This window comes from Paenarthrobacter sp. CC6 (genome assembly GCF_040560085.1).
Taxonomy (GTDB): domain Bacteria; phylum Actinomycetota; class Actinomycetes; order Actinomycetales; family Micrococcaceae; genus Arthrobacter; species Arthrobacter nicotinovorans.
This window is the reverse complement of record NZ_JARDAN010000040.1, coordinates 1-5,151: the sequence shown is the minus strand read 5'-3', so window position 1 is coordinate 5,151 and position 5,151 is coordinate 1. Positions and strand designations below refer to the sequence as shown.

General features: G+C 63.8%; 5 protein-coding genes. 4 read left to right on the top strand and 1 reads right to left on the bottom strand.

All coding sequences use genetic code 11. The features are described from left to right. Positions 1-203: 203 nt before the first annotated feature. Both PV760_RS21365 and PV760_RS21360 read left to right on the top strand, forming a co-directional pair. On the top strand, positions 204-944 hold the full coding sequence (locus PV760_RS21365) for a signal peptidase I (RefSeq protein WP_354628652.1): 741 nt from the start codon (positions 204-206) through the stop codon (positions 942-944). Then, complete coding sequence (locus PV760_RS21360) at positions 937-1,353, top strand: Hpt domain-containing protein (RefSeq protein ID WP_018780357.1); 417 nt, start codon at positions 937-939, stop codon at positions 1,351-1,353. The genes PV760_RS21365 and PV760_RS21360 overlap by 8 nt, the downstream gene beginning before the upstream one ends. On the opposite strand, the gene PV760_RS21355 is transcribed toward PV760_RS21360, so the two are convergent. Beyond that, positions 1,350-2,618, bottom strand: coding sequence for an MFS transporter (locus PV760_RS21355; protein ID WP_354628651.1), 1,269 nt, complete (start codon positions 2,616-2,618; stop codon positions 1,350-1,352). The genes PV760_RS21360 and PV760_RS21355 overlap by 4 nt on opposite strands. 192 nt (positions 2,619-2,810) lie before the next feature. On the opposite strand from PV760_RS21355, the gene PV760_RS21350 reads away from it, so the two are divergent. Together PV760_RS21350 and PV760_RS21345 are read left to right on the top strand one after the other, a co-directional pair. Then, entirely contained in the window at positions 2,811-3,584 is a 774-nt protein-coding gene (locus PV760_RS21350) for an IclR family transcriptional regulator (protein WP_354628650.1), read from the top strand. 85 nt (positions 3,585-3,669) lie between these two features. Next, the gene (locus PV760_RS21345; protein WP_354628649.1) at positions 3,670-4,857 is read left to right on the top strand and encodes a 4-hydroxybenzoate 3-monooxygenase; all 1,188 of its coding nucleotides are present in this window, start codon (positions 3,670-3,672) and stop codon (positions 4,855-4,857) included. Positions 4,858-5,151: the final 294 nt, after the last annotated feature.

Sequence of the window (5,151 nt, the reverse complement as noted above, 5' to 3'; positions counted from 1 at the left end):
GACAACACCTTCCAAGGCGCCACCTCCACCATCGCCTTCGCCTTCACCGGCACCCAACGCACCGAAACCACCAAATAGCACCCCCAAACCCCGCCGGGCCTGGTCGGGCGCCCCCCTGCCCGATCAGGTCCGCCGGTGCAGCACCAACTGAACGATTTACCGCACTGAATGATTTGCCCACTCAGCGAAAGGAACGCCAGGACATGAGCACCATCGAGACCCTCAACGGACCAGCACTCCATGGCCGGCGTTCCGCTGCGAACATCCCGGCTTCCAGGGCCGCTGCCTCGCCGCCGGCCGCCGTCGCCGTCGTCGAAACTGCAGCCGTCGAAACTGCTGCCGTCGAAACCCGAGCTGGAGCCCCTGCCCCCAAAAGTGCCATCCGCCGCGTTGCCGGCACCGTGGCCAAGGTGATTGCCGTGGCCTTGCTGGTTCTTGGCGCGCTGGTGTTCCTGTTCCTCGCGATCGGGCCACGCGTTTTTGGCTACCAGACCTCCACCATGCTGACCGGTTCCATGTCTCCCCTGATCAACCCTGGTGACGTGGTGGTGACCGTTCCGACGCCCATCGAGGACGTCAAGGTGGGCGACATCATCACCTACCACATTCCGCTGGAGGATCAGCGGGTGGAAACCCACCGCATCACCGAAATCACCACCACGGCGGACGGCGGGGTAGCTGTCCAGACGAAGGGCGACGCCAACAACGGCATCGATCCCTGGATCGCCACTCTTCAGGGCAAGACCGTGGACAAGCAGGTCGCCACCATCCCCTATGTCGGCAACGCGATCAGGGCCATCCGGGAACCGATGGTCCTTAACACCCTGATGTACGGCGCACCAGCCATCCTGGTCATCGGGATGCTGGCCTCCATCTGGACGAAAGACCCCAGCAAGTCGGCGCCGGAAGGCGTCGCACAGCCCCAGGCAGCAAGCGGTGAGTGACCGGGCGGCACCCCACCCGGGGCCGAGTCCGCTGGAACCTTGCAAGCTGCAAGCGCTGGCCGAGGAGTTGGGCGACTCCCGGCTGGCGCTGCGTTTCCTCTCCACGTACCTCACCATGCTGCCCGAAAGGATCCTCAGGCTTTCCAACGGACTGTGCGGGCACGACCTCGACGCCAGCATGGACGCGGTCCTTAGCCTCAAGATCTCCTCGGCCATGGTGGGCGCGGTGGAAACTGAAAGCCAGTGCCGGGCCATCGAGATGATGATTCGTGAGGATCATTTCGACTCGGCGGTAGCGGCGCTCCCGGAGCTGAGGAAGTCCAGCGACCGCTGCTTCGACGCCGTGCCCCAGTTGCTGGGTACCACGGAGTCCCTCCACCGGAGTCCTTGGAATCCAAGAATCGCTTAGTGGTCGGCCGTGACGGTTTCCTCGCTGTTTTTGACCTCATGCGGGACCAGGACCAGCGCCACGACAGCCAGCACGCCGGCGGCGGCAAACACGTAGAAGCCCGCCGGGTACGCGATGTTGGCCGCAACCAGGGTTCCTGTCACGGCTGGGCCGACAATGGCACCAAGCCGGCCCACTCCGGCAGCGAAGCCGAGGGCCGTTCCGCGGAGCCGTGGCGGGAACAACTGGCTCACCCAGGCGTAGACCAGCACCTGTGAACTGAACACGAAGATGCCCGTAACGAACACGGCGGCGTTGAGCAGGAATTCGTTCTGGATTTTGACGCTCAGGATGGCCAGGAAGACAGCTGACAGCCCAAACCAGAGCAGCACGATTTTCTTGGTCCCGTGCTTGTCGGCCAGGACCCCGGCCAGGAACAGCCCGGCGACAGCCCCGAGGTTCAGGACGAGCAGCAGTGTCAGGCCCGTGCTGACCGGATATCCGGCGGCAGCCATGAGCTGGGGCAGCCAGGTGTTGAGGCCGTAAACCAGCAGCAATCCCATGAATGACGCCACGCCAATTCCCAGGGCGACTACCGGATACGGCTTTTGGAGCAGGTCCCGGAAACCGTTCTTGGCTGCGGGATTTGCGGAACGCGCGACGCCGGCTGCGGGCTTGGGCGCCCCGCCCGCTTGGGCCGGGGCTGCTTCAGGCAGCGACTCGGGAAGCTTCGCCCACAGGAAGGGCAGGAGCACCAGCCCGGCGACTCCACCAATGATGAACATGAGACGCCAGTTCGGAACGATGATGATGGCCAGCAGCGCGGTGGCCACGGCGCCCACGTGGTATCCGGTCATGGTCCTGGTGGTGGATTTTCCTGCCGTACCGGAAGGGGCGTAGTCGTTCATGTACGCCAGGGCTGCAGGCAGGCAAGCACCAAGGCCGAGGCCTGCAAGGAGACGCATCACCGAGAAAACCGCCACATTGGGGGCGAACGCCACGGCGATGGTGAAAACCGAAAAGCCCGCCACGCAGGCGATCAGCAGCCTGCGGCGACCGAACTTGTCCGAGAGCGGTGCAATGAAGAGCGCTCCCAAGCCAACGCCGACCAGGGAGATGGTGGCTGCGAACGTGGCTCCCACGGCGTCAAAACCTAGTTCCCCGGTCTTGATCAGTGTTGGGATAACGGTCCCGAGGACCACAAGGTCGAAACCGTCCAGGACCATGGCCAGCCAGCAAAGCCACACGGGCCATTGGGAGCGGCGGGCAGATGACATCGTTGGCATAGCGTCCTCGTTGCTAGGGTTCCGGTCGCCTGAACGTCCGGTTAGTTACGAGAGTTGTATCACCACTCTTTGTAACGCGGCACACGTCCTACCATTGAATGGAATCGATAATTCCGCTGGGTGGCGTCAGCTTAGTGCCATCGCGCAGTTTCGTGCGTCGTCCCTTGCGCGCTTTCAGAAAGGTGGTGAACGGTGGCCAACTCATCATCCGGCGACTCCGTGGTCGAACGCGTCGTGCGGTTGATCGCGGCGTTTCCCGAGGGCGTGACATCGCTGCAGCTGACCGAACTCGCTGAACGGGCGGGCCTTCCGTTGTCCTCCGCCCACCGCCTGGTCCGCCAACTTTCCCAGCAGGGGCTGCTGGATCTTGGCGCGGGCGGGACCGTTCGCCTCGGGCTGCGCTTATGGGAACTGGTGAACCGCAATTCGCCCACGCTGGCCCTGCGTCAGGCTGCCATGCCGTTCATGGAGGACATTCAGCAGGTCCTCAACCAGAACGTCAACCTGGCCATCCTCGAAGGCTGGGAAGCGCTGTTCGTGGAGCGCCTTTCCCGGCGCGGGTCCGTGGCCAACAGGGCGCGGGTCGCCGGGCGGATGCCCGTCCATATTTCGTCTGCCGGGCTGGCCCTCATGGCCAACCAACCACGGGAGCTGCAGGCGGAGTACCTCAAGTACTTCCGGGACCCGGCGGGAAAGGTTGCCGCCGACGTCGTGCGTCATCTCCTGGCCGAAGCCGCGCAGCAAGGCTATGCCCAGCTGGCGGGCGTTGTTGATCCGGATACCTGGGGAATCGCTGTGCCCATACTGGACAGTAAGCGCCGGACGGTGGCGGCCCTCGGGGTGGTGGTTCCTTTGGCCGAGATGCGGCTCCAAGCGCTGGTGCCGGCGTTGCAGACCGCGGCGCGTGGCATCGGACGCCAGCTGGGCGATAACAATCACAACTTCCGTTCAATGGAAGTGGTGTAACGCCAGTCACTCCGTTCGGGCCACACTGATTCCAAGCTCATCCCAGCCGTTCGAAGCGCGGGGATCCGCAACGAAGCGAGGAATCATGACACGCACACCCATCAGCACCCAGGTAGCCATCATGGGCGGAGGCCCTGCCGGGCTCATGCTTTCCCATCTGCTGGCCAGGCAGGGAATCGACTCTGTGGTGGTTGAAATCCGCAGCCGCAAGGACATCCAGGAAACAGTTCGCGCCGGAATCCTGGAGCACGGCACGGTGAACCTGCTGGTCGACTCAGGGGTGTCGGACAGAGTGCTCCGCGAGGGCGACCGGCACGACGGCATCGAGCTGCGCTTCAACGGTGAAAGCCACCGCATTAATTTCAAGGAACTCGTTGGCGAGTCCGTGTGGCTGTACCCGCAGACAGACGTTTTCATGGATCTCGCCGCCCGTCGGGAGGCTGACGGCGGCGATGTCAGGTACAGCGTCTCGGATACCACCGTGCATGACCTCGAAGGCAAACCGAAGGTCTGGTTCACTGACTCGGAAGGGCAGGAGTTCGAGATCCAGGCTGACTTCCTCGTCGGTGCCGACGGATCCCGCAGCCACTGCCGCTTCCAGATCCCCGAAGCTGATCGCAAGTGGTATTTCCACGAGTACCCGTTTGCGTGGTTCGGCATCCTGGCAGAAGCACCCCGCAGCGCCGACGAGCTGATCTACGCCAATTCCAAAGACGGCTTCGCCTTGATCAGCCAGCGCACCGAGACGGTGCAGCGCATGTACTTCCAATGTGATCCCAAGGAAAACGTGGCCGACTGGGACGACGAACGAATCTGGACCGAGTTCCGCAAGCGCGTCAATGGCAACGGGTTCGAGCTCAAGGAAGGCCCGGTCCTGGAGAAGATGGTCCTGCCGTTCCGCAGCTTCGTGCACACGCCCATGCGCCACGGCAACCTCTTCCTCGCAGGCGACGCCGCCCACACGGTCCCGCCGACGGGGGCCAAAGGCCTGAACCTGGCCATCCATGATGTCAAAGCGCTCTTCGAAGGGCTCGACTCCTTCTACGCCAACGGCTCCACGGCCCTCCTGGACTCCTACAGTGATCGCGCCCTGGACCGAGTTTGGAAGGCGCAGCACTTCTCCTATTGGATGACGTCCATGCTGCACACCGTCCCGGGAGCCGACGATTTCGACCGCGCCCGCCAACTCGGTGAGCTGCACTCGGTGGTTACGTCCGAGCATGCCAAGGCGTACCTGGCGGAGTCGTACACGGGCTGGCCCACCTCGCATTGATTCCGTTGGGCCTTGGTCCCGTGGCCCGCGGTGTGAGGCCCGGGTCCTGGAGCTAGCCCGTGGAGGTAGTCCGCCGTCATCCTTCGCCCTGAACGCGACCACCATCGCCGTGACCTTGCACGGCCACCCTGGTTGAGCCCGCGTCAGGGGTGCTTGGCGTCGCGTTTCCCACGGGCGCCCCTCATCTGACGTTCGCTGAGCGGTCTGATCAGGCTTATCGCCCGGTGTCATGTTTTGGGTGGTGTGTGGTGGTGGTTGCGTCGGGGTGTTTGGTGGGGGTCGATGTGGGGTGGG

Bases quoted from the DNA above. Each gene is read 5' to 3' on its own strand.
- PV760_RS21365 (WP_354628652.1), top strand. From the start codon at position 204: ATGAGCACCATCGAGACCCTCAACGGACCAGCACTCCATGGCCGGCGT.
- PV760_RS21355 (WP_354628651.1), bottom strand. From the start codon at position 2,618: ATGCCAACGATGTCATCTGCCCGCCGCTCCCAATGGCCCGTGTGGCTT.
- PV760_RS21345 (WP_354628649.1), top strand. From the start codon at position 3,670: ATGACACGCACACCCATCAGCACCCAGGTAGCCATCATGGGCGGAGGC.